General features: G+C 71.6%; 13 protein-coding genes. 10 read left to right on the top strand and 3 right to left on the bottom strand.

Features of this window, described 5'->3' with window-relative positions; genetic code table 11:
- Nucleotides 1–83 precede the first annotated feature (83 nt).
- The 6 genes from ACZ7MG_RS39675 (at nucleotide 84) to ACZ7MG_RS39650 (ending at nucleotide 11,964) form a co-directional block, all read left to right on the top strand.
- Nucleotides 84–3,089, top strand: coding sequence for a putative bifunctional diguanylate cyclase/phosphodiesterase (locus ACZ7MG_RS39675; RefSeq protein ID WP_471388367.1), 3,006 nt, complete (start codon nucleotides 84–86; stop codon nucleotides 3,087–3,089).
- Between the two features lie 352 nt (nucleotides 3,090–3,441).
- Nucleotides 3,442–5,289 (top strand): acetolactate synthase large subunit, encoded by a 1,848-nt coding sequence (locus tag ACZ7MG_RS39670; protein WP_471388369.1) that lies wholly within the window; start codon nucleotides 3,442–3,444, stop codon nucleotides 5,287–5,289.
- 22 nt (nucleotides 5,290–5,311) lie between these two features.
- Nucleotides 5,312–5,839, top strand: coding sequence for an acetolactate synthase small subunit (gene ilvN, locus ACZ7MG_RS39665; RefSeq protein WP_381341224.1), 528 nt, complete (start codon nucleotides 5,312–5,314; stop codon nucleotides 5,837–5,839).
- Nucleotides 5,840–5,968: 129 nt separating this feature from the next.
- Nucleotides 5,969–6,970, top strand: coding sequence for a ketol-acid reductoisomerase (ilvC, locus tag ACZ7MG_RS39660; RefSeq protein ID WP_471388372.1), 1,002 nt, complete (start codon nucleotides 5,969–5,971; stop codon nucleotides 6,968–6,970).
- A gap of 231 nt (nucleotides 6,971–7,201) precedes the next feature.
- Nucleotides 7,202–8,791 carry a phosphoglycerate dehydrogenase gene (gene serA / locus ACZ7MG_RS39655; RefSeq protein ID WP_471388375.1) on the top strand — a complete coding sequence of 530 codons (1,590 nt, stop codon included), beginning with the start codon at nucleotides 7,202–7,204 and terminating at the stop codon, nucleotides 8,789–8,791.
- A gap of 248 nt (nucleotides 8,792–9,039) precedes the next feature.
- Entirely contained in the window at nucleotides 9,040–11,964 is a 2,925-nt protein-coding gene (locus tag ACZ7MG_RS39650; RefSeq protein WP_471388378.1) for a helix-turn-helix transcriptional regulator, read from the top strand.
- A 90-nt stretch (nucleotides 11,965–12,054) separates the two neighbouring features.
- Here the strand turns inward: ACZ7MG_RS39650 and ACZ7MG_RS39645 are convergent, their stop codons facing one another.
- On the bottom strand, nucleotides 12,055–13,683 hold the full coding sequence (locus tag ACZ7MG_RS39645) for an MFS transporter (RefSeq protein ID WP_471388381.1): 1,629 nt from the start codon (nucleotides 13,681–13,683) through the stop codon (nucleotides 12,055–12,057).
- A 111-nt stretch (nucleotides 13,684–13,794) separates the two neighbouring features.
- On the opposite strand from ACZ7MG_RS39645, the gene ACZ7MG_RS39640 reads away from it, so the two are divergent.
- On the top strand, nucleotides 13,795–14,394 hold the full coding sequence (locus tag ACZ7MG_RS39640; protein ID WP_471388384.1) for a TetR/AcrR family transcriptional regulator: 600 nt from the start codon (nucleotides 13,795–13,797) through the stop codon (nucleotides 14,392–14,394).
- An 11-nt stretch (nucleotides 14,395–14,405) separates the two neighbouring features.
- Here the strand turns inward: ACZ7MG_RS39640 and ACZ7MG_RS39635 are convergent, their stop codons facing one another.
- Nucleotides 14,406–16,217 carry a serine/threonine-protein kinase gene (locus ACZ7MG_RS39635; protein ID WP_471388387.1) on the bottom strand — a complete coding sequence of 604 codons (1,812 nt, stop codon included), beginning with the start codon at nucleotides 16,215–16,217 and terminating at the stop codon, nucleotides 14,406–14,408.
- A gap of 105 nt (nucleotides 16,218–16,322) precedes the next feature.
- On the bottom strand, nucleotides 16,323–17,546 hold the full coding sequence (locus ACZ7MG_RS39630) for a PucR family transcriptional regulator (RefSeq protein WP_471388390.1): 1,224 nt from the start codon (nucleotides 17,544–17,546) through the stop codon (nucleotides 16,323–16,325).
- A gap of 119 nt (nucleotides 17,547–17,665) precedes the next feature.
- On the opposite strand from ACZ7MG_RS39630, the gene ACZ7MG_RS39625 reads away from it, so the two are divergent.
- The 3 genes from ACZ7MG_RS39625 (at nucleotide 17,666) to ACZ7MG_RS39615 (ending at nucleotide 20,928) form a co-directional block, all read left to right on the top strand.
- On the top strand, nucleotides 17,666–18,598 hold the full coding sequence (locus ACZ7MG_RS39625) for a proline dehydrogenase family protein (RefSeq protein WP_471388393.1): 933 nt from the start codon (nucleotides 17,666–17,668) through the stop codon (nucleotides 18,596–18,598).
- Nucleotides 18,599–18,838: 240 nt separating this feature from the next.
- Nucleotides 18,839–20,470: an L-glutamate gamma-semialdehyde dehydrogenase gene (pruA, locus tag ACZ7MG_RS39620; protein ID WP_471388396.1), complete on the top strand. Its 1,632-nt coding sequence runs from the start codon at nucleotides 18,839–18,841 to the stop codon at nucleotides 20,468–20,470.
- Between the two features lie 326 nt (nucleotides 20,471–20,796).
- A complete protein-coding gene (locus ACZ7MG_RS39615; RefSeq protein WP_005479955.1) occupies nucleotides 20,797–20,928 on the top strand; it encodes a hypothetical protein in 132 nt (43 codons plus the stop codon).
- Nucleotides 20,929–21,042 lie beyond the last annotated feature (114 nt).

Genomic DNA, 21,042 nt, shown 5'->3' with positions numbered 1-21,042 from the left:
AGGCACAGCAGCCGCAGAAAGCACACCCACCCGACGCACCGGGACCAGCGGGACACCGGAGCGGCACTCACCGGGGAGACCCGGTGAGCCCCCGCCCGTCCGCCTCCACGCTGAGCCCCACGCTCCGGGCCGCCAAGCCGGCCGCCGGGCCGCTGCCCTCCGGCGGGCAGGCGCCCGACCGCAGAGGCGCGAGCCTGCGGACCCAGCTCGTCCTCGCCCTGCTCTGCGCGGCCTACGCCGTCGGCGCCGCGCTCGGCTGGGGCAACGAGCAAGTGGCCCTCGTCATGGGCGACTTCGGGCTCAGCGCGGCCGCCGCCGCGGCCGCCGTCTCCTGCTTCCGCTACGCGCGCAGCCGCCGCAGCCGCTTTCGACCCGCCTGGCTGCTGTTCGCCCTCTCCTCCGCCATGGCGGCCCTGGGCAACGGCGTCTGGGGATGGTACGAGGTCGTCCTGGAGCGGCCCGTGCCCGAGCCGAGCTACGCGGACCTGTTCTTCCTCTGCTTCGCGCCACCCGCCATCGTCGGACTGCTGGTGCTGGCCAAGCGGCCCGTCACCAAGGCCGGCTGGATCTGCCTCGCGCTGGACTCCTGGCTCATCGGCGGCTCCCTGGTCACCCTCTCCTGGAGCCTCGCGCTGGCGCAGAACGCGCAGCTCGACGACTCCGACACCGCGCACACCGCGCTCTCCCTGGCGTACCCGCTGCTCGACATCGCCCTGGTCAGCATGGTGCTCGCGCTGCACTTCCGCCGCTCCTCGATGCACCGCTCCGCGGTCAACACCGCGATCGGCGCCCTCGCGCTCACCGTGATGTGCGACGCCCTGTTCACCTCGCCCCTGCTGCACACCAGCTACCAGTCCGGCCAGCTCCTCGACGCCGGCTGGTTCGCGGGATCCGTGCTCCTCGCCTACGCCCCCTGGGCCGGCCAGCGGCACGGACAGCCGGACGAGGGCGGGCACGCGCGCGTGGTGCACGAACACATCCCGGGCCAGCGGCACGACCTGAAGCCGGTCCACCGCCACGAGGCCCATCCCGGCCACCGGCACGACGGCCCCCAGGGAGGACACGTGCATGTGCTCCTCCAGGGAGGAGGTCACAGTCGGTATCCGGCCACCCGCCCCATCGCCGGATCCCTGGCCGCACTCACTCCCTACCTGGCCGCCGCCGTCTGCACCCTGGGCATCCTCTACAACGTGCTCAACGGCCGCAGCGTCGACCGCGTGGTGCTGATCACCGCCTGCACCGTAGTACTCGCCCTCGTCGTGCGCCAGGGCATCATGCTCCTCGACAACATCACCCTCACCCAGGAACTGGCCCAGAAGGAGAACCACTTCCGCTCCCTGGTGCAGAGCTCCAGCGACGTCATCATGATCGCCGCACCGAACGGCATCCTCCGCTACGTCAGCCCGGCCGCCGCCGGGGTCTACGGACGCCCCGCGGAGGACCTCGTCGGCAAGGAGCTGGCCTCGATCATCCACCCCGAGGACCTCGGCTGCGTCGTCCACGAGGTACGCCGCTTCCTCGCCGCCAGCCCCGCGGAGGAGCCCACCACCCGCATCGAGTGCCGCTTCAAGTCCGGCGGCGGGGGAGGCTGGCTGAACGTCGAGTCCACGGTCAACCGCCACCACGGCGGCCTCATCTTCAACAGCCGGGACGTGACCGAAAGAGTGCGCCTGCAGGCGCAGTTGCAGCACAACGCCGAGCACGACCCGCTGACCGACCTGCCCAACCGCGCCCTGTTCACCAAGCGCGTCCAGCAGGCGCTCTCCGGCCGCCGCTCCTCCGACCGGGGCGTCGCCCTGCGCAACACGGCGGTCCTCTTCATCGACCTCGACGGCTTCAAGGCCGTCAACGACACGATCGGGCACCAGGCCGGGGACGAGCTGCTGGTCCATGCCGCCCGCCGGCTCCAGGACGCCGTCCGGCAGGGGGACACCGCCTCCCGCCTCGGCGGCGACGAGTTCGCGGCCCTCATCGTCGGGGACGGCTCCCGCGACCGCACCGCCCGGGAGCAGCACATCCTGGAGCTGGCCGACAGGCTCCGGATCGCCCTCTCACAGCCGTACACCATCGACGGCAACGATGTCCGGGTCGCCGCCTCCATCGGCGTCTCCTTCGCCGAGCCCGGTCTTGGCGCGGGCGAGCTGCTGCGCAACGCCGACCTCGCCATGTACCGGGCCAAGGCGTCCGGCAAGGGCCGGGTCGAGCTGTACAAGCCGCAGATGCAGCAGGACGTCGTCCGCAAGGCCGAGCTGGCCACCCGGCTGCGGGCCGCGCTGCACGACGGCGAGTTCATGCTGCTGAACCAGCCCGTGGTGGAGCTGGAGACCGGCCGGATCTCATCGGTCGCCACCGCGGCCCGCTGGCGTTCGTCCCAGGGGGTGCTGTTCACGCCCGCCGAGTTCCTGCGGGTCTCCGAGGACAGCGAGAAGACCGCCGAGCTGGGCCGCTGGATGCTGGAGCAGGCCGTCGAGCAGGCCGCCGACCGCCTCACCGGCGGCCTGAACGTCCCGGTCTCCGTCCGGATGAGCGCCCGGCGTCTGCTGGACCGCTCCCTGCCTCCCGGCTCGATCGAGACGCTCCTGACCCGCCATGGGCTGCCCTCCGGTTCGCTGGTCGTCGAGCTGTCCGACACCGAGCTGAAGTGCCCCCTGGACGAGCTGGAGCGGCGGCTGAACCAGCTGCGGCGCCTCGGTGTGCGGATCGCCCTGGACGGCCTCGGCAGCGGGCACGCGCCCATCACGGCACTGCGCCGGCTCCCCGTCGACGTACTGAAGCTGGACCGCGGTCTGATCGAGGGGATCGTGGAGTCCACGCGGCTGCAGAAGATCACCCGCGGGCTGCTGCGGATCGCCGGCGACCTGGGAGTGCAGTCCGTGGCCGACGGGGTGGATCTGCCCGAACAGGTCGTCGCCCTGCGCGCGATGGGCTGCACCCACGGCCAGGGCGCCGCCTTCTCCGGGCCACTGGACGAGTACCGCCTCCGCCGTGCCCTCTCCCTCGGGCACTACCCGGTGCCCGGCGGAGTGCGGATGCCCGAGGCGCTGAGCGCGGTCGTGGCGTCGCCACCGACCCTGACACCCCGGAGGTGAGCGGGCATCCAGGGGTGCGGGGGTGTAGACAAGGGGGATACCCGCGGTCGACGGAGGCGGACGTGCCCATCGCTCACATAATGAGACTCCCGTCCCACCCACTTGACACACGGTGCGCGCCGGGGGGAGGGTCAGTGCCATGCGCACCCGAATCCTCGTACTTGGAAAGCGCGTCGGCTGAAGCTGGGACCCACCGGACGACGTTCCGGAATCCCCAGCGACCGTACCCGGCGCGCTCCCCTCGCTTGCCTCGTGGCAAGGAGGGGTTTTTTGTTGCACGGGCACCAGTCGGCGTGAGTCGCACACCGCACGAACCTCGCAAAACACCCTCAGCATCGAGAAGAGAATGCCGATGACCGAGCAGGCCACCGGGGCCCACCATCCGCAGCCGCGGCCCCGATCCGGAGGACCGTCCACCCCCGTCGAGCACGTGACGGGTGCGCAGTCCCTCATCCGCTCGCTTGAGGAGGTCGGGGCCGACACCGTATTCGGCATCCCCGGGGGCACCATCCTGCCGGCGTACGACCCGATGATGGACTCCAAGCGGGTGCGCCACGTGCTGGTCCGCCACGAGCAGGGCGCCGGTCACGCGGCCACCGGTTACGCGCAGGCCACCGGCAAGGTCGGGGTGTGCATGGCGACGTCCGGGCCGGGCGCCACCAACCTGGTCACCCCGATCGCGGACGCGCACATGGACTCCGTGCCGCTGGTCGCGATCACCGGCCAGGTCGTCTCCAAGGCGATCGGCACGGACGCCTTCCAGGAGGCGGACATCGTCGGCATCACCATGCCGATCACCAAGCACAGCTTCCTCGTCACCAAGGCCGAGGACATCCCCCGGGCCATCGCGCAGGCGTTCCACATCGCCTCCACCGGCCGCCCGGGGCCGGTCCTGGTCGACATCCCCAAGGACATCCTCCAGGCGAAGACCACCTTCAGCTGGCCGCCCACCATGGACCTGCCCGGCTACCGGCCCGTCACCAAGCCGCACGCCAAGCAGATCCGCGAGGCCGCCAAGCTGATCACCGCCGCCAAGCGGCCGGTGCTGTACGTCGGCGGCGGCGTCATCAAGGCGCATGCGACGGCCGAGCTGAAGGTGCTGGCCGAGCTGACCGGCGCGCCCGTCACCACCACCCTGATGGCGCTCGGCGCGTTCCCCGACAGCCACCCGCAGCACCTGGGCATGCCCGGTATGCACGGCTCGGTGGCGGCCGTGACGGGACTGCAGAAGGCCGACCTGATCATCGCGCTCGGCGCCCGCTTCGACGACCGGGTGACCGGCAAGCTGGACAGCTTCGCGCCGTTCGCCAAGATCGTCCACGCGGACATCGACCCGGCGGAGATCGGCAAGAACCGCGCCGCCGACGTGCCGATCGTCGGTGACGCCCGCGAGGTCATCGCCGATCTGATCCAGGCCGTGCAGAAGGAGCACAGCGAGGGCGTCCGGGGCGACTACAGCGCCTGGTGGAAGGACCTCGACCGCTGGCGCGAGACCTACCCGCTCGGCTACGACCAGCCCGGCGACGGCTCGCTCTCCCCGCAGGCCGTCATCGAGCGCATCGGCCAACTCGCCCCCGAGGGCACGATCTTCACCGCGGGCGTCGGCCAGCACCAGATGTGGGCCGCCCACTTCATCCAGTACGAGAAGCCCGCCACCTGGCTGAACTCCGGCGGCGCCGGAACGATGGGGTACGCGGTCCCGGCCGCCATGGGCGCCAAGGCCGGCGCCCCCGGGCAGACCGTCTGGGCGATCGACGGCGACGGCTGCTTCCAGATGACCAACCAGGAACTCACCACCTGCGCCCTGAACAACATCCCGATCAAGGTCGCCATCATCAACAACGGCGCGCTCGGGATGGTCCGCCAGTGGCAGACCCTGTTCTACAACCAGCGCTACTCCAACACGGTGCTGCACAGCGGCCCGGACGACGTCAATCCGAACGCCCGCGGCACCCGCGTCCCCGACTTCGTGAAGCTCTCGGAGGCCATGGGCTGCTACGCGATCCGCTGCGAGTCCCCGGACGACCTCGACAAGGTCATCGAGGAGGCGAACTCGATCAACGACCGCCCGGTCGTCGTCGACTTCGTCGTCCACGAGGACGCGATGGTGTGGCCGATGGTCGCCGCCGGCACCTCCAACGACACGATCATGGCCGCCCGGGACGTCCGCCCCGACTTCGGCGACAACGAAGACGACTGAGCGAAAGAGACGTAAAGAAGCCATGTCCAAGCACACGCTCTCCGTCCTGGTGGAGAACACCCCCGGCATCCTGGCCCGGATCGCCGCCCTGTTCTCCCGTCGCGGCTTCAACATCGACTCGCTCGCGGTCGGTGTCACCGAGCACCCCGAGATCTCCCGCATCACCATCGTGGTGACGGTCGTCGAGGAACTGCCGCTGGAGCAGGTGACGAAGCAGCTCAACAAGCTCGTCAACGTCCTGAAGATCGTCGAACTGGAGCCGGGCTCCGCCGTTCAGCGGGAACTCGTTCTGGTGAAGGTGCGCGCCGACAACGAGACGCGCTCCCAGATCGTCGAGATCGTCCAGCTGTTCCGCGCCAAGACCGTCGACGTCTCCCCGGAGGCCGTCACGATCGAGGCCACCGGCTCCAGCGACAAGCTGTCCGCCATGCTCAAGATGCTGGAGCCGTTCGGCATCAAGGAGCTGGTCCAGTCCGGCACGATCGCCATCGGCCGCGGCTCCCGTTCGATCACGGACCGCTCGCTGCGCGCGCTCGACCGCTCGGCCTGAACACTTGAACACGGGCGGCCGGCCGTCGACCATCGACTCGGCCGCCCGTATGCCGAGACCCGCAGACTTTCATTCCGCCCGCCGTCATACGGTGGGACGCAACACCTGCACTCAAGGAGAGAACCCAAAGTGGCCGAGCTGTTCTACGACGCTGACGCCGACCTGTCCATCATCCAGGGCCGCAAGGTCGCGGTCATCGGCTACGGCAGCCAGGGTCACGCCCACGCGCTGTCCCTGCGCGACTCGGGTGCCGACGTCCGCGTCGGTCTGCACGAGGGCTCCAAGTCCAAGGCGAAGGCCGAGGAGCAGGGCCTGCGCGTGGTGACCCCGTCGGAGGCCGCCGCCGAGGCCGACGTGATCATGATCCTCGTCCCGGACCCGATCCAGGCCCAGGTCTACGAGGACCACATCAAGGACAACCTCAACGACGGCGACGCGCTGTTCTTCGGCCACGGCCTGAACATCCGCTTCGGCTTCATCAAGCCCCCGGCCGGCGTCGACGTCTGCATGGTCGCCCCCAAGGGCCCGGGCCACCTGGTCCGTCGCCAGTACGAGGAGGGCCGCGGCGTTCCGTGTATCGCCGCCGTCGAGCAGGACGCCACCGGCAACGCCTTCGCGCTGGCGCTCTCGTACGCCAAGGGCATCGGCGGCACCCGCGCCGGCGTCATCAAGACGACCTTCACCGAGGAGACCGAGACCGACCTGTTCGGTGAGCAGGCCGTTCTCTGCGGTGGTACGGCCGCGCTGGTCAAGGCCGGTTTCGAGACGCTGACCGAGGCCGGCTACCAGCCGGAGATCGCGTACTTCGAGTGCCTGCACGAGCTGAAGCTCATCGTCGACCTCATGTACGAGGGCGGCCTGGAGAAGATGCGCTGGTCGATCTCCGAGACCGCCGAGTGGGGCGACTACGTCACCGGCCCGCGGATCATCACGGACGCCACCAAGGCCGAGATGAAGAAGGTCCTCGCCGAGATCCAGGACGGCACCTTCGCCCAGCAGTGGATGGACGAGTACCACGGCGGTCTGAAGAAGTACAACGAGTACAAGACCCAGGACTCCGAGCACCTGCTGGAGACCACGGGCAAGGAGCTGCGCAAGCTCATGTCGTGGGTCAACGACGACGAGGCCTGATCCTGTGAGGTCGGCCGTGGCAGGGTTCACCCGGCGCCACGGCCGACCTCGTTTTTCACGTCCGGGTGATCCTTCCGCGGTGGCGTGAGGCGATGCCCCCGGCGCCACTACACTGCTGCACTACATACGCGTCGGGCCCACAGCGTCGTGCGTCTTCCACGCGGACACCACCCTCCACCGCCTGCGGCCGTCGGGACGGCCGTCCGCAGCATTGGACTTGTGAGGACTCACGTGAGCTCGAAACCAGTCGTACTGATCGCTGAAGAGCTGTCGCCGGCCACCGTCGACGCGCTGGGCCCGGACTTCGAGATCCGGAACGTCAACGGAGCGGACCGAGCCGAACTGCTTCCGGCCATCGCCGACGTCGACGCGATCCTGATCCGCTCGGCCACCAAGGTCGACGCCGAGGCGATCGCCGCCGCGAAGAAGCTGAAGGTCGTCGCGCGGGCCGGCGTCGGCCTGGACAACGTGGACGTCTCCGCCGCCACCAAGGCCGGCGTGATGGTCGTCAACGCCCCCACCTCGAACATCGTGACCGCCGCCGAGCTGGCCTGCGGTCTGCTGCTCGCCACCGCCCGCCACATCCCGCAGGCGAACACGGCGCTGAAGAACGGCGAGTGGAAGCGCAGCAAGTACACGGGCGTGGAGCTGGCCGAGAAGACCCTCGGCGTCGTCGGCCTCGGCCGCATCGGCGCGCTGGTCGCCCAGCGCATGTCCGCCTTCGGTATGAAGGTCGTCGCCTACGACCCCTACGTGCAGCCCGCGCGGGCCGCGCAGATGGGCGTCAAGGTCCTCTCCCTGGACGAGCTCCTTGAGGTCTCCGACTTCATCACCGTCCACCTGCCGAAGACCCCCGAGACGGTCGGCCTGATCGGCGCCGAGGCGCTGCAGAAGGTCAAGCCCTCGGTGCGCATCGTCAACGCCGCGCGCGGGGGGATCGTCGACGAGGCCGCGCTGTACTCGGCGCTCAAGGAGGGCCGGGTCGCCGGCGCGGGCCTCGACGTGTACGCGAAGGAGCCCTGCACCGACTCGCCGCTGTTCGAGCTGGACGAGGTCGTCTGCACGCCGCACCTGGGTGCCTCGACGGACGAGGCCCAGGAGAAGGCCGGTATCGCCGTGGCCCGCTCGGTGCGCCTCGCGCTCGCCGGTGAGCTGGTCCCGGACGCGGTGAACGTGCAGGGCGGTGTCATCGCCGAGGACGTCAAGCCGGGTCTGCCGCTCGCCGAGCGGCTCGGCCGGATCTTCACCGCGCTGGCCGGTGAGGTCGCGGTCCGTCTCGACGTCGAGGTGTACGGCGAGATCACCCAGCACGATGTGAAGGTGCTGGAGCTGTCCGCGCTCAAGGGTGTCTTCGAGGACGTCGTCGACGAGACGGTGTCGTACGTCAACGCTCCGCTGTTCGCGCAGGAGCGGGGGGTCGAGGTGCGGCTGACGACCTCGTCCGAGTCGCCGGACCACCGCAATGTCGTCACCGTGCGGGGCACGCTCGGCAGTGGTGAGGAGGTGTCGGTGTCCGGGACGCTGGCCGGGCCGAAGCACCACCAGAAGATCGTGGCGGTCGGTGAGTACGACGTGGATCTGGCGCTCGCCGATCACATGGTCGTCTTCCGGTACGTCGACCGGCCCGGGGTCGTCGGCACGGTGGGGCGGATCTTCGGTGAAGCCGGCATCAACATCGCGGGGATGCAGGTCGCCCGGTCCACGGCCGGGGGCGAGGCGCTTGCGGTGCTGACCGTGGACGACACGGTGCCGCAGCCGGTGCTTGCCGAGGTCGCGGAGGAGATCGGTGCGACGTCGGCGCGGTCGGTGAACCTGGTCTGAGGTTCGGTACGTCGTAGGAGGCGGGGCCTGGTCACCTGGGGTGGCCGGGCCCTTCCTTGCGTTGTCGGGTGCGGGTGGGTGGGGGCTGGTCGCGCAGTTCCCCGCGCCCCTTGAGGGCCTACGGCCACTCAGGGGCGAAAAGCACGGGGCGCAGCCCCTGCTTTTCAGGGGCGCGGGGAACTGCGCGAGAAGCCTCACCGGAGCCGCACCCGACAACCCACCCCACCCGGCCGTGCCAGGATGGCGGCGTGGCTCAGAGCATCGTTCACGCGCCGTTCGTCGGGCGGGACACCGAGATGGCCCGGCTGCGGGACGTGCTGGACCGGGCCGGGCGCGGGGAGCCCCGGGCCGTGCTGGTCGCGGGGGACGCGGGGGTCGGGAAGAGCCGGACGCTCGCGGAGGCCGCGGCGTATGCGACGGCGAAGGGGACCGTCGTCTTCACCGGACACTGCGTGGACCTCGGGGACGTAGGTCTGCCCTATCTGCCGTTCACCGAGATCCTGGGCGCCCTCGCCGCGGACGAGCGGTTCGCCTCGCTGCTGGAGGCGCACCCGGCGGCAGGCCGCCTCCTCGGCGGCGGAGCCGACGGCGGAGACCGGCTGCAGCTCTTCGAGGGCGTCGCCGCACTGCTGACGGACCTCACCGCGGCCACCCCCACCCTGCTCGTGCTGGAGGACCTGCACTGGGCCGACCAGTCCTCACGGGACCTGCTGCGTTTCCTGCTCAGCCGGGGCGTCCTCCAGCGCCCCACCCCCGGCGCCCCCGTCCACCGCCTCGCCGTGTTCGCCTCGTACCGCGCCGACGACCTGCACCGCCGCCACCCGCTGCGCCCCCTGCTCGCCGAGTTGGTGCGGCTGCCCGCCGTGGAACGGCTGGAGCTGCGGCCGATGCCGGACCGGGAGGTCGCGCGGCTGGTGCGTTCGCTGCGCGCCGAGCCGCTGCCCGAGGCCACGGTCGGCCGGATCGTCGAACGGGCCGAGGGCAACGCCTTCTACGCGGAGGAACTGCTGGCCGCGACCGCGGACGAGCCGGGCGCGGTCCTGCCGAGCGGACTGGCCGACGTCCTGCTGATCCGGATCGAGCAACTGCCCGCCGCCGCCCAGCAGGTGCTGCGCACGGCGGCCGTGGCGGGCCGCCGGGTCGGACACGAGCTGCTGCGGGAGGCCGTCCAACTCCCCGACGACGAGCTGGATTCGGCGCTGCGGGAGGCGGTCGGCCGGCAACTGCTGCTGACGGGCCGGGAGTCGACGTACGAGTTCCGGCACGCCCTCACCCGGGAGGCCGTCTACGCGGATCTGCTGCCGGGCGAACGGGTGCGCCTGCACGGGGTGTTCGCGAAGCTGCTGGCCCGCCGGGGACGGGCGGGGGAGAGCGCCGAGCGGGCGCACCACTCGCGTGAGAGCCATGACCTCGCCGACGCGCTGACCGCGTCCGTCGAGGCCGCCGACCACGCGCACGGCATCGGCGCGCCCGCCGAGGAGCTGCGGCATCTGGAGGGCGCCCTCGATCTGTGGCCGTCCGTCGAGTGCGCGGCCCGGCCCCGGGGTCTCGACACGGTCACCCTCACCCTGCGCGCCTCGTCCGCCGCAGCGCGCGCCGGGGAGCACCACCGCGCGGTCTCGCTGTCCCGCTCCGCGCTCGCCGGAGCCGGCGCGGACGCCGACTCCGAACTGGCCGCCCGGGTGCGCTACACCCTCGCCGACGACCTGATGCGCGTGGACAACCTGGAGGCCGCCTTCCGGTACAGCAGCGAGGCGCTGGCGATGATCCCCGCCGAACCCCCGTCCCGTACCTGGGTGTGGGCGGCGGCCACGCATGTGATGGCGGCACGGTACGTGGGGGAGGACGAGGAGGCCGGGCGGGTCGCGAGACAGGCGCTGGACGTGGCTGGGCGGCTCGGGCTGTCCGACGCCGAGGCCGATCTGACCATCTCCGTCGTCGGCCTGGACCCCCGGGGCAACCGGCGTACCCCGGAGGGCCGCGCGCGGCTGAAGAACGCCCGGGAACTGGCGCTGCGCGCGGGCAATGTCCCGGTGGAGATGCGCGCCCTGTTCAACCTCGCCATCGGCTGCTTCGAATCCGGCGACCCCGACGGGTGCCTCGGCTGGCTCTCCGAGGGGCTGGAGCGGGCGGGCCGCACCGGGCTGCTCTCCTCCCCGTACCCGGTGGGGATGCGCTATCTCCACTCGCTGTGCCTCTACACGCTGGGCCGCTGGGACGAGTGCGCCGCCTCGGCCGCCGACGCCGACCGGCTGCCCGCGACCGCCGGTTACGCGGTCGGCCCCGCCCTGTACGTCGCCCTCGCCCGCGGTGACGAGAGCGCGGTGGAGCGGGCGCGGGCGCTCGTGGACGGGCCGTACGACTTCATGGCCGCCCTTGTCGCGGGGATCGCCCTCACCGAGGCGGCCGTCCTGCGGCACGATCCCGAGGCCGCGGTCGAACAGTTCCGTACCAGTGTCGCCGTCCTCACCGAGCAGGCCGGGGGCCGGCCCGACGCGACCGTCCGCCTGGCCGCGCTCGCCCTCGGGGCCGTCGCGGACGCGGTGGCGGAGCGGCGGTCGGCCGGGGACGAGGCGGGGGTACGGCACTGGGCCCCCACCGGGGAAGAACTGGTGCGGGCCGCGCGTGCCACCGCCGCCGAGGGGGAGGACGGGGCCCGGCAGGGCCCGGAGGGGCTGGCCTGGCTGGCGCGGGCCGAGGCCGAGTGGACGCGGGTGACGACCGGGCCCGACGCGGAGGCCTGGCGCGGGGTGGTGGAGGCGTTCGCGTTCGGTGATCCGTACGAGCGGGCGCGGTGCCGACTGCGGCTGGCGGAGGCGCTGTTGGGCGCGGGCGCCCGGGAGGAGGCCGGGGCCGAGGCGCGGGCGGCGCGGGAGACCGCCGACCTGCTGGGGGCCGTGGCGCTGCGCGCTGACCTGGACGCGCTGGTCCGGCGGGGGCGGCTCGCGGAGACCTCGGCGGCCTCGGGCGTCCCCGCGCTCACCGCGCGGGAGAGCGATGTCCTGCGGCTCCTCGCCCTCGGGCGCACCAACCGGCAGATCGGCGACGAGCTGTTCATCACCGGCAAGACGGCGAGTGTGCATGTGTCCAACATCCTCGCCAAGCTGGGGGCGGCGAGCCGTACGGAGGCGGTGGCCATCGCGTACCGGGTGGGGCTGATCACGGCGGGCTGATCACGGCGGGGTGACGGCGGAGGGCTGACCGTGGCGGGCTGATCCCGAGAGGGCCGGTCACGCGTGGGTCGATCGCGGACGGGCTGGTCGTCATCGGCCTGCCGTCCTGACCGGGCTCGCCTCCGCCGCCTGCGCTTGCCCCGGCGCCTGCGCCTGCGCCTGTGCCTTCGCCGTCTGCGCCTCCGCCTCGTGGTCCCGTACCCGTACTCCGCGCAGTGCGCCGACCGCCAGGACCGCCGCTGCCAGCAGGACGAGCGCGCCGGCTGTCGCCGCGCCCTGCATGCCGGTGGTGAAGGCGGCTCGGGCGGCTGTCGTCAGGGACTCGGCCGCGGGGCCGGGGAGTTGCTCGGCCACGGCCAGGGCGCCGCCGAGGGTCTCGCGGGCCGGGGCGGGCGCGGTGGCCGGGATCTCGTGGTGGTAGAGGGCGGTGCCGATGGAGCCGAGGGTGGCCATGCCGAGGGCGCCGCCGAACTCCTGGCTGGTCTCCAGCAAGGAGGAGGCGGAGCCCGCGCGCTCGACGGGGGCGGCACCGAGGGCGAGGTCGGTCATCTGCGCGAAGACGGCGACGATGCCCGCGGCGAGGACTCCGGCGCCGATGATGACCAGCCAGAGGGAGGCGGTGCCGGCCAGGGCCAGCAGCGCGTAACCGCACGCGGCGGTGCCGAAGCCGGCGGACACGACGTACGCGCGGTTCACACCCCGCTGGACGAGATGTGTGGTGACCGGCGCGGCGACACCGACGAGGACGGAGGGCAGCAGCCCCCACAGCGCGGCCTCCAGCGCGCTCTTGCCGAGGACGGACTGGAGGTACTGGGTGGTGAAGTAGACCGAGCCCAGCATTCCGAAGGCCGCGACGAGGTTGAGGACGAGCGCCGGGGTGAAGCCGCGGGCCCGGAACAGCGCCGGGGAGATGAGTGGGGAGGCCGTGGTGCGCTGGCGGTGGACGAACAGGGCGGCGAAGAGCAGACCGACGGTCACGGACAGCACGTACCGCACGTTCCAGCCCTCCGAGGGGATCTCCTTCAGGCCGTAGATCACCGGCAGCACGGCCGCCATCGACAGCGGGACGCTCAGCAGGTCGAAGCGGCCGGGGGCCGGATCCCTCGACTCGGGGAGCAGGAGCGGGCCGAGGAGCAGCAGCAACGCCATCGCGGGCAGGTTCACCAGGAAGACCGAGCCCCACCAGAAGTGCTCCACCAGCACACCGCTGAGCACCGAGCCGAGTGCGACCCCGGCCGCCATCACGCCCGACCAGACACCGATGGCCTTCGCCCGCTGACCGGGGTCGGTGAACATCGTCCGGGTCAGCGCCATCGTCGACGGCATGAGCGTCGCCCCGCCGATTCCGAGCACCGCGCGGGCCGCGATCAGTGTCTCGGGGCTGTGCGCGTACGCGGCCACCAGGGATGCCGCGCCGAACGCCGCCGCGCCGATCAGCAGGAGCCGGCGGCGGCCGACGCGGTCACCGAGCGAGCCCATCGTCATCAGCAGTCCGGCCAGCACGAACGCGTAGATATCGAAGATCCACAGCAGTTGGGTGCCGCTCGGTTCCAGGTCGGCGGTGATCGCGGGGACCGCGAAGTACAGCACCGACACGTCCATCGAGACCAGCAGCAGCGGAAGCATCAGCACGCCGAGGGCGGCCCATTCGCGGCGGCCGGCCCGACCGGCTCCGCCCGGGGTGCCGGGGGAGGGCGGGCACGTGGGGTTCGTCGTCATGGCGGTGACTGTACGGGTGTCTTATACGTTCGTCTAGTACGCCTGTATGAAACGGGCGTCTAGAATGAGCGTCTAGGACGTACGTATGAACCCGGGGCTACGCTGACCCGCATGGGACACCGTGAGGATCTGCTCGAAGGCGCCAAGCGCTGCCTGCTGGAGAAGGGGTTCGCGCGGACGACGGCGCGCGACATCGTCAAGGAGTCGGGCACGAATCTGGCGTCGATCGGCTACCACTACGGCTCGAAGGACGCGCTGCTGGCACAGGCCTACGTGGCGATGGTCGAGGAGGTCTCGGACACGTTCGACGGTGGCGAGGCGGTCGGGAGCGACAGTGCGCCCGGCTCGGTCGAGCGGTTCCGGGAGGTGTGGGCGAACGCCGTCGAGACCATGCGGGAGCCGGGCTCGATGTGGCGGCTCAGCATGGAGGTGCTGGCCATGGGGGACCAGATGCCGGAGGTGCGCGAGCATCTGGCGCGGGCCCAGCAGGAGGGCGCGCGGGGGATCGTCCCGCTGTTCATGGGCGGCCGGGAGGAGGACGTCCCGGACTCTGCCGCGGACACCCTGGGCCGCTTCTATACGACGCTCCTGCTGGGCCTGGTCGCCCAGTGGACCTTCGACCCCGAGAGCGCGCCCGACGCCGAAGCCCTCACGGAAGGGCTCCGCCAGGTGATGGAGGCGGCGGCGAAGCCCGGGGGTGACGGGTCCTAGTCCGTCCTGTCCTAGTCCGCCCGCCAGACCGTCATGTCGCCGTTCACGAAGGCCACGCCGCTGTCCGGCAGCGCGGTGGACTTCACCTGGACCACATACAGGGCGATGTCCCCGGCGGGGGTCTTGAAGCACAGCTCGCTGCCGGCCGCCGCCGCGGCCAGGGGGAACCGGTGGCTCGTGGCCCCGGTGAGGGCGATGCGGCACGATTCGAGGCCGCCGCCCGGCTCGGCGTACAGCATGGTGATCACGCTCTTGTCGCTCTCCAGCGCGCAGCTGCCCTGCGCGCAGGTGAAGCGGATGTCGCCCTTGCGGTCGTCCCGGACGTTCTCGTAGAGCGCCGCCCTGATGTCGAGGGAGTTCTCCTCGTTCAGGAACACCAGCGGGTTGGCGATGCCGCGGGGCTCGGCGGACGCGGTCGGGGAGGAGCCGGACGACGTGTCGGACGTCCCGTCGCCCGTCTCCTGCGACCCCTCGGACCCCTTGGATCCCTTGGATCCCTGCGCCTTCGATTCCTCGGACCCGCCGGATCCCGTGGACTCCTCCGAGGTGCGGTCGTCCGTCCCCTCCGATCCCGCCGTCGTCCCCGTTCCGGAGGTCGACGAGGACGAGGAGGTCGTCACCCGGTCGCGGATCCGGTCCACCCCTTCCGTGACCGTCCAGACCAGGCCCGACAGCAGCAGGGCGCCGCCGGTCACGGCCGCGGTCGTGATCAGTGCGGTACGCCGGCGCCGGGCGCGCCTCCGCTCCGGCCCCTCCGGTCCTGCGGGGCCGTGCGGACCCGTCGCCCCCGGGGGCCCGTGCAGCACCAGTGGCCCGTTCGGCGTCATCGGCCCGTACGGCGTCATCGGACCGTGCGGCCCCAGCGGACGGGTCGGCGACAGCTGTGGCACGGGGTGGGGGACGGTGGCCCTGTGGGCCGTAGCCGGGGGTGGGACCGGGAGCTCAGGTCCGGTGACCTCCTGCCAGACGGCCGGTCCGCCACCCGTGTCGGCGTCCCCGCCCAGCTCACCGCGGCACCACTCGACGACCTCCGCCGGAGTGGGCCGCTCCGCCGGGTCGAGGGCGAGACAGCGGGCCATCATCGGGCGGAGCGGCTCGGGCAGCAGGGACAGCTCGGGCTCCGAGTGCACGATCCGGTACAGCACGCCGACCGAGGGGCCGTCCCCGTACAGCGGCTCGCCCAGGGCGGCGAACGCGGCCGTCTGGCCCAGCGCGAAGACATCGGTCGCCGTCGTGACATCGCCCCCGGTCGCCTGCTCGGGGGCCATGAACTGGGGGGTGCCGACGGCGGTGCCGGTGGCCGTGTGCGAGGTGAGGTCGGCGGCCACCGAGATACCGAAGTCGATCACCCGGGGCCCGTCGGCGGCCAGCAGCACGTTCGACGGCTTCAGGTCGCGGTGCACGATGCCCTCGTCGTGGATGGCACCCAGCGCCTCGGCCACCCCCGCCATCAGCCACAGCACGGCGGGCACCGGCAGCGGCCCGCGCCGGCCGACTGCCTCGGCCAGGGAGGGGCCGGGCACGTAGAGCGTGGCCAGCCAGGGCGGTACGCCGTCCGCGTCGGCGTCGATCAGCTCGGCGGTGTACGCGCCCCGGACCCGCCGGGCCGCCTTGATCTCCCGGCCGAACCGCCGTCGGAAGGCCGGGTCGTCGGCCAGCTCCGGGCGGACCACCTTGAGCGCCACCGGCCTGCCGCCCTGGGTGTGCGACAGATACACCCGGCCCATGCCGCCCGCCCCGAGCCGGGCGGCCAGTCGGTAGCCCGCCACCTGCGGCGGGTCGTCGGCCTGGAGCGGCTGGAACACCTCGGTCGCGTTGTTCAACGGCGCACGTCCCCCTGATCCCCTGATCCCCCATGCGTCGGTCCGATGATCCGACCGACGAGAGCAGCCTAAAGGTTGCCGTGTGCATGCCGTCCGGACCGGACGTCAGAGCCGCGCCCCCTTGAGCGCCATGTGCAGCAGCAGCCGGTCCTCGCCGTCGGTGAGGTGGAGGCCGGTGAGCTGTTCGACGCGGGAGAGGCGGTAGTAGAGGGTCTGGCGGTGGATGCCCAACTCGGCGGCGGTACGGCCCGCCTGGCCCGCGTGATCGAGGAAGACCTCGGCGGTGCGGGCGAGTTCACGGTGGGCCGGGGTGAGGAGGGCGCGGACGGACGGGTCCTGCGGGGTGCCGGGAGGGAGTGCGGTGAGGAGGCGGTACGGCCCGATGGAGCGCCATTCCGCGACCGGGCCGAGCCGCGGCTCCGCCAGCGCCGCGCGCGCCGCCGCCGAGGCCTCCCGCCAGTCGGTGCCCAGCTCGGCGAGGCCCGCGCGGGCGCCCGAGACACCCGCCGCCGCGTGCGCGCCCGCGCGCTCCAGCAGCCGCGCGGCGGCCGTGAGCGCCGGGGCCGGTACGTCCGCCGAGCGGAGCCGCACCAGCAGGGCCAGGCCCTGGCCCGCCGCACCCCACGGCACCGTGCACAGCGCGGTCGCCCCCGGCACCGTACGGAAGGACGGGGCGTCGTCCGGATCGGCGGACGGCCAGGGGGCCACGCACACCATCGTGTGGACGCCGTCGCCGCGTGGGCCGAGGGCCGCGCGCAGCTCCGCCACCGCCATGTCGCGTTCCCAGTCGCGGGCGGCGGTGAGCACCGCGCGCAGCTCCCGGGTGAGGTCGGCGCCGGCCTGGGCCTCGTCCGCGAGGAGGGCGCCGATCCGGGAGGCGACCGCCATCGCCGCCGACAGCTGGGCGGCGGTGGGGCCCGGGTCGCCGTCCAGGAGCCAGACGTAGCCGAGGACGACCCCCCGATGGCGTACGGGGAGGCAGATTCGGCCCCGGAGCACCCCGGCCTCCGGGGTCGGCGGGATACGGACCGGGGCCGTCGCCCGGGTGATGCCGAAACCCTCGAACCACTCCCGGACCGCGGTCGTCGAGCGGCGGGTCAGGATCGAGCGGGTGCGGACCGGGTCCAGGGCCGAGGGATCGAGGTCGCCCTCGCTGTCGTACGCGCCGAAGGCGATCAGCTCGAAGTCGCGGTTCTCCAGCGTCGCCGGGGCGCCGAGCAGACCGGAGATCTCGTCGACGAGGTCCTGGTAGTCACCCACGGGGTGGGGTGCGGGGCTTTCGGGCGTCACCCGGGCATTGTCGCGTATCTCCGAGGGGCCTTCATACATCTGTCTGAGATCTGCGGCACGGATACGTGACAGCTGTCGATGGCCGACGGACGGGGGGATCCTTAGGTTTCACGGTGGTTCTGTCTGCGGTTCTATCTGCTGGTTGTGGAGGTGCCCCCGTGCTGGGTCCCGTGATTCTCGCCGCGTCGCGCAGCGACCGGATACGACGCCTGATCTCGGCGGCGCCCGTGACCAAGCAGGTCGTCGACCGCTTCATCCCCGGTGAACGGGTCGACGACATCGTCCCGGTCGTCCGGGACCTCACCGGCAGGGGTCTGGAGGTGACGCTGGACGTCGTCGGCGAGGACATCACCCGGCCGGAGCAGGCCGCCGCCGCCCGTGACGCCTATCTGGAGCTGATCGACCGGCTGAAGGAGCTGGAGCTGGGCGAGCGCGCCGAGATGTCGGTCAAGCTCTCCCTCTTCGGCCAGGCGCTGGAGGGCGGCCACGAGCTGGCCCTCGCCAACGTCCGCCCGGTCGTCGAGGCCGCCGCCGCGATCGGGACGACGGTCACGCTCGACGCCGAGGACCACACCACCCTCGACTCGATGTTCGCCATCCACGACGAGCTGCGCCGGGACTTCCCGCAGACCGGCTGCGTCATCCAGGCCTACCTGTTCCGCACCGAGGCCGACGCCCGCCGCCTCGCCGAGAACGGCAGCCGGGTGCGGCTGGTCAAGGGTGCCTACAAGGAGCCCGCCTCCGTCGCCTTCCAGCAGAAGGCCGAGATCGACAAGGCGTACGTCCGCGTCCTGAAGATCCTGATGGACGGGGAGGGGTACCCGATGATCGGGTCCCACGACCCGCGCCTCATCTCCATCACCCAGGAGCTCGCCCGGCGGGCCGGGCGCAAACTCGACGAGTACGAGTTCCAGATGCTGTACGGCATCCGCGGCGACGAGCATCTGCGGCTCGCCGCCGAGGGACACCGGATGCGGGTCTACACCGCGTACGGCACGGACTGGTACGGCTATTTCATGCGCCGCCTCGCGGAGAAGCCGGCGAACCTGCGCTTCTTCGCCCGCTCGATGATCAGCAAAGGGGAGCGGTAGCTGTCGAGGCCCGCATAGATCCGAGGCCCCGGCAGCTACCGCCCATCGGTCGGCTGAGCCGACCTGGTTCCCGACAAGCCCGAAAAGGAGACATGGAAACCGTGACTCCGCCCCTAGGGGCTTCTCACGCGCTCGCCGAAGCGGACTCGTGACGGTCAAGCCCTGACCGCCGCCCAACATACGTACAAGGCGTTGGCTCTCGCGGGCCGAAGCCAGGCATTCACTCGGAAGAGGTAGCTCATGGACGCCGTCACCCAGGTCCCCACGCCCGTCAACGAGCCGGTGCACGGCTACGCCCCCGGCTCGCCCGAGCGGGCCCGGCTCGAAGTCAAGTTGAAGGAGCTGGCCGAGAACCCGGTCGACCTGCCGATGACCATCGGCGGGGAGAAGCGGATGGGCGGCGGCGACCGCTTCGACGTCGTACAGCCGCACAACCACAAGGCCCGCCTCGGCACCTACGCCAACGCCACCCGGCAGGACGCCCAGGACGCCATCGACGCGGCCCTCGCCGCCGCGCCCGCCTGGCGCGCGATGTCCTTCGACGACCGCGCCGCGATCATCCTGCGCGCCGCCGAACTGCTCGCCGGCCCCTGGCGCGAGACGCTGGCCGCCTCCACCATGCTGGGCCAGTCGAAGACCGCCCAGCAGGCCGAGATCGACTGTCCCTGCGAACTGGTCGACTTCTGGCGCTTCAACGTCAAGTACGCCCGTGACCTGCTCGCCGAGCAGCCCCCGGCGAACTCCCCGGGCGTCTGGAACCGCCTCGACCACCGCCCCCTCGAAGGCTTCGTCTACGCGATCACGCCCTTCAACTTCAGCGCGATCGCGGGCAATCTGCCGACCGCCCCGGCCCTGATGGGCAATGTCGTCGTCTGGAAGCCGTCGCCGACCCAGACCCACGCCGCCGTGCTGCTCATGCGGCTGCTGGAGGAGGCGGGGCTGCCCAAGGGCGTCATCAACCTCGTCACCGGTGACGGCATCGAGGTCTCCGAGGTGGCCCTCGAACACCGCGACCTCGCGGGCATCCACTTCACCGGCTCGACCAAGACCTTCCAGTACCTGTGGAAGACGGTCGGCGCGAACATCGAGAAGTACCGCTCCTACCCGCGCCTCGTCGGCGAGACCGGCGGCAAGGACTTCGTGGTCGCCCACCCGAGCGCCGACCGCGCGGTGCTCAAGACGGCCCTCACCCGGGGCGCGTTCGAGTACCAGGGCCAGAAGTGCAGCGCGACCTCCCGGGCGTACATCCCGGCGTCGATCTGGAACTCCGGTTTCAAGGAGGAGTTCGCCGCCGAGGTCGACTACCTGACCATGGGCGATGTCACCGACCTGGCCAACTTCGTCGGCGCCGTCATCGACGAACGCTCCTTCGCCAAGAACAAGGCCGCCATCGACCGCGCCAAGGAAGACCCGACCTGCACGATCGTCGCGGGCGGTTCCTACGACGACTCGGTGGGCTACTTCGTCCGCCCGACCGTCGTCGAGTGCACCGACCCGGAGAACGAGGTCTTCACCACCGAGTACTTCGGCCCGTTCCTCGCCGTGCACGTCTACGAGGACGACCGGTACGAGGAGATGCTGACCCAGATGGAGTCGGTGTCGGCCTACGCGCTCACGGGCTCCGTCATCTCCGGGGACCGCGCGGCGGCGGCTTACACGATGGAGAAGCTGCGCTACGCGGCCGGCAACTTCTACATCAACGACAAGTCCACCGGGGCGGTCGTCGGGCAACAGCCGTTCGGCGGCGGCCGTGCCTCCGGCACCAACGACAAGGCCGGCGCCCCGCAGAACCTGATGCGCTGGACCCTGACCCGCGCCATCAAGGAGACCTTGGTCGCGCCGACGGACTACACGTACCCGCACATGGGCTGAGATCGGCCACCGGCAACGGCGCCCGGCCCCTCCGTAGTGGAGGTGCCGGGCGCCGCCATGTCCGGGGAGATCATGGAAACCGCAGGTCAGCGCGGTGTGACCCAAGTCGCTGTCTCAGATAGTAGGAAGTCCGACTACTTGTAGAGACAGACGCGCGTCCCTCGCCTAGCTTTGTAGGAGCCGAACGTCTCGCTCGATCCAGCGAATGGCGGTCGTGAGCCGGAGCCCGAGGCAGGCAACCCCTGCGGCCCCGCTCCCCGCCCCACCCGGCGTCTCGTAACCCCCCGTTTCCGTACTCCGGATTGCCTCGAAGGAGTCGATTCCCCATGGCCGAGACGACCGTCCGCCGCCGAGTCCGTCACGTTTCCCGGACCACCGAGTCCGACCGCAAGAACGCCGCCGCCGCCCTTCAGCGCGCCCTCGACCGCAGGGACAACGGCGGTTCGACCGGGCACTGAGCGCCCGCACCGACCGGGAGCCGCACCCCGAAGCGGACGTCACGCGCCGCACCGCGCCCCGAAGTGGATTCACGCCCCGCGCCGCACCTCGAAGTGGTCGATGCGTTCGCCGTC

The sequence above is a fragment of the Streptomyces sp. NPDC107538 genome, from assembly GCF_055657445.1.
The sequence above is the reverse complement of the archived record's forward strand: the minus strand, read 5'-3'. Positions and strand labels throughout refer to the sequence as shown.

Excerpts from the sequence above, each read along its gene's own strand:
- ACZ7MG_RS39670 (WP_471388369.1), top strand. The coding sequence starts at position 3,442 with ATGACCGAGCAGGCCACCGGGGCCCACCATCCGCAGCCGCGGCCCCGA.
- ilvN (WP_381341224.1), top strand. The coding sequence starts at position 5,312 with ATGTCCAAGCACACGCTCTCCGTCCTGGTGGAGAACACCCCCGGCATC.
- ACZ7MG_RS39645 (WP_471388381.1), bottom strand. The coding sequence starts at position 13,683 with ATGACGACGAACCCCACGTGCCCGCCCTCCCCCGGCACCCCGGGCGGA.
- ACZ7MG_RS39640 (WP_471388384.1), top strand. The coding sequence starts at position 13,795 with ATGGGACACCGTGAGGATCTGCTCGAAGGCGCCAAGCGCTGCCTGCTG.
- ACZ7MG_RS39630 (WP_471388390.1), bottom strand. The coding sequence starts at position 17,546 with ATGTATGAAGGCCCCTCGGAGATACGCGACAATGCCCGGGTGACGCCC.
- pruA (WP_471388396.1), top strand. The coding sequence starts at position 18,839 with ATGGACGCCGTCACCCAGGTCCCCACGCCCGTCAACGAGCCGGTGCAC.
- ACZ7MG_RS39615 (WP_005479955.1), top strand. The coding sequence starts at position 20,797 with ATGGCCGAGACGACCGTCCGCCGCCGAGTCCGTCACGTTTCCCGGACC.